The organism is bacterium (genome assembly GCA_035703895.1).
Taxonomy (GTDB): Bacteria; Sysuimicrobiota; Sysuimicrobiia; order Sysuimicrobiales; family Segetimicrobiaceae; genus Segetimicrobium.
Window position 1 is genome coordinate 1 of the sequence record DASSXJ010000252.1, and the last position, 2,517, is coordinate 2,517.

Annotated in this window: 3 protein-coding genes; all 3 read left to right on the forward strand. The window is 63.2% G+C overall.

Features of this window, described 5'->3' with window-relative positions; genetic code table 11:
• Positions 1-800, forward strand: an 800-nt coding sequence (locus tag VFP86_16950; protein ID HET9001330.1) for a hypothetical protein, incomplete at its 5' end; no start/stop codon positions are given.
• Between the two features lie 257 nt (positions 801-1,057).
• Positions 1,058-2,026: an ABC transporter substrate-binding protein gene (locus VFP86_16955; GenBank protein ID HET9001331.1), complete on the forward strand. Its 969-nt coding sequence runs from the start codon at positions 1,058-1,060 to the stop codon at positions 2,024-2,026.
• A 12-nt stretch (positions 2,027-2,038) separates the two neighbouring features.
• Positions 2,039-2,517 (forward strand): thiamine pyrophosphate-binding protein (locus VFP86_16960; protein HET9001332.1); only part of this gene is annotated, 479 nt, incomplete at its 3' end.

The following is a 2,517-nucleotide window of genomic DNA, read 5'->3' on the forward strand; positions in this document are numbered from 1 at the left end:
ATGCGCTCCGAGGTTTCCCCATCTCGATCCTGTTGGACGGGGAAGTCATCGTCATCAACGACAAGGGACAACCCGACTTCGAGGCGTTGCAGACACGACTAAGACCCCGGAACGGGAAACCCCCCGGCCATCTCTGCTACATGGTTTTCGACTGCCTGCACGTCAACGGTCATTCGTTGCTCTTACGCCCCCTCGAAGACCGGCAGGCCGTCCTTTGGGAACTGCAACACGCCCTTCAGTCCGACGCCGTGAAACTCACCGAGGGATTCCCCGCTGCAAAGAGTGCGCGCCTGATGAGGGCGTGTGCCATCATGGGTTTGGAAGGCATCGTGGTGAAGCGTAAGGGGAGCATCTACCGGCCCGGATTTCGGAGCCCTGACTGGATCAAGGTCCCCATTCATCACCGGGAGGAGTTCGTGGTCTGCGGTTATCTCGCCAGCCGTCCCAATCACCTGAGTTCGCTGATTCTGGGGCAATACGACCGAGAGGGGAACCTCGTCTATTCAGGGCTGGTGGGATCCGGCTTAACCAATGAGACGCGATTGGTCATCCTCCGGGAACTCGAGACCGCGCAACGGAAAACCTGCCCGTGCTCATCCGTTCCAGACCTGCGCGACCACTACGGCGAACTCCGTACGGATCTTCCGCCTCATTGGGTGCGGCCCACACTGGTGGTCGAAGTGGAATACCGGCAACGGCGGAAGGACGGCCTGCGCCACGCGGCCCTGAAGGGCCTGAGGCCGGAGAAGAAGCCAGGCCTGATCCGTCGATCGCCCCTCGGCGAACACGACCCTTTCTGATCGCTCGCTGCCTCTACGCGTTCAGAAAACTACCACGGCCGATTCTCGCCCGCCTTGCCGGCCAACACGTAAAAGATACGAGCGGAGGCCCACGGAGGAATCCACTGCCGCAGAAGAAAAGAAGCCAAGGGTTTCCGACCCGGTGAACGGGGAGAAGGAGGGCAGAGGTGTCTTGCTCGGCGCGTGGCCCCCTCGGCGCCCTCCTCGTCGTCTGCGCCGCCGTTGTCCAAGCGGCCTTGTTGGCTATACCGTCGCCTGTGGGCGGGGCCGCCGCCGCGCTCCGCACGGTACGTATCACGCTGTCCACTGCCAGTTCGTCCAATGCGGGCGTCTATGTGGCCGATGGCCTTGGCTACTTTGCGGCCCAGGAACTCCGGGTAGAGTTCCTCAACCTAGGCGGGTCCGCGTCGGAGCTCGCCGCTTCCCTTGCCACCGATCGGGTCGACATCGCCGATGTCGGCGTCAACCCGGCCATGTTCAATACGGTCAGGGCGGGCGGTTTCAAAGTCGTGGCGGACAAAGGGGCGCTGCTGAAAGGTTGGGGGTATATCTCGATCATTGTGCGCAAGGACTATGCGTCTCGGATCAAGGGGCCGGCGGACCTAAAGGGCCTGTCGATCGCGATGACGCCCCCAGGTCTCGGCACGGCAAACGGCTTCGCCTTGTCGGTCTATCTTGCGCGTGCGTCATTGACGCCTGAAGACGTCCATATCCAGCCGATACCGTTCCCCGCGCAGATCGCCGCGCTCAGTAATAAAGCGGTGCCCATCGCGATGATGACTGAACCATTTGCCACGCAGGCGATCAAGAGCGAGATCGGCGTCCGGTTGATCACCGTCGACGAGATCGTCCCCGGCCAGCAGGTCGGAACCATTGCCTACGGCTCCCGCTTTCTCGCCACCCACCGGGACTGGGCGGAGCAGTTCATGATCGCCTACATACAGGGCATCCGAGCCTACAACGCAGCGATGGCGCGCGGCGTGGAGAAAGCGCGCATCATCCAGATTTTGACACAATGGACCCCGATCAAGGATCCCGGATTGTGGGCCGAGATGATCCCGGCAGGGTTGAACCCGACCGGCAAACTCAACGTCGAGAGCATCCAGCAGGCGGAGAATTTCTTCCATCAGATCGGGCTTGTGCCGGACCCGCCGGCGCTCAGTACGTTCATCGACCATTCCTTTATCGATCATGCGAATCAGGTACTCGGGCCACCGGTGCCATAGGCGGGGACGAGCGTGAACGCGGCCGAAGCCTTCGTCGCCACACTGCGCGCAGCTGAGGTTGGCATGCTCTTCGGCCTGCCCGGTTCGACGGAGGCGGCCTTGTTGGAAGCACTGCGCGCGGACGGGAGGCTGCGCTATGTGCTCGCCCTCCACGAGAGTGCCGCCGTCGCCATGGCGGACGGCTATGCGCGTGCCAGCGGCCGGGTGGGAGTCGTTGGGCTTCACACTTCCGTCGGCACGATGAATGGCATGAGCCAGATTTTCAACGCGTACCATGATCGGTCGCCGGTCGTGGTAACGGCTGGGCACAAGGACCGGCGGGTCCTGGCAGAGGACGGGTTCTGTGCCCTTCCGGAATTGGCGTCGCTCCTGCGTGGCTTCACCAAGTGGTCCTGGCAGAGCCTCTCGGCGGAGGCCGTCGCGTCGGATCTCGCCCGAGCGCTCCGCGTGGCGGTGGCCCCGCCCCCGGGGCCAACCTACCTCGCCGTGCC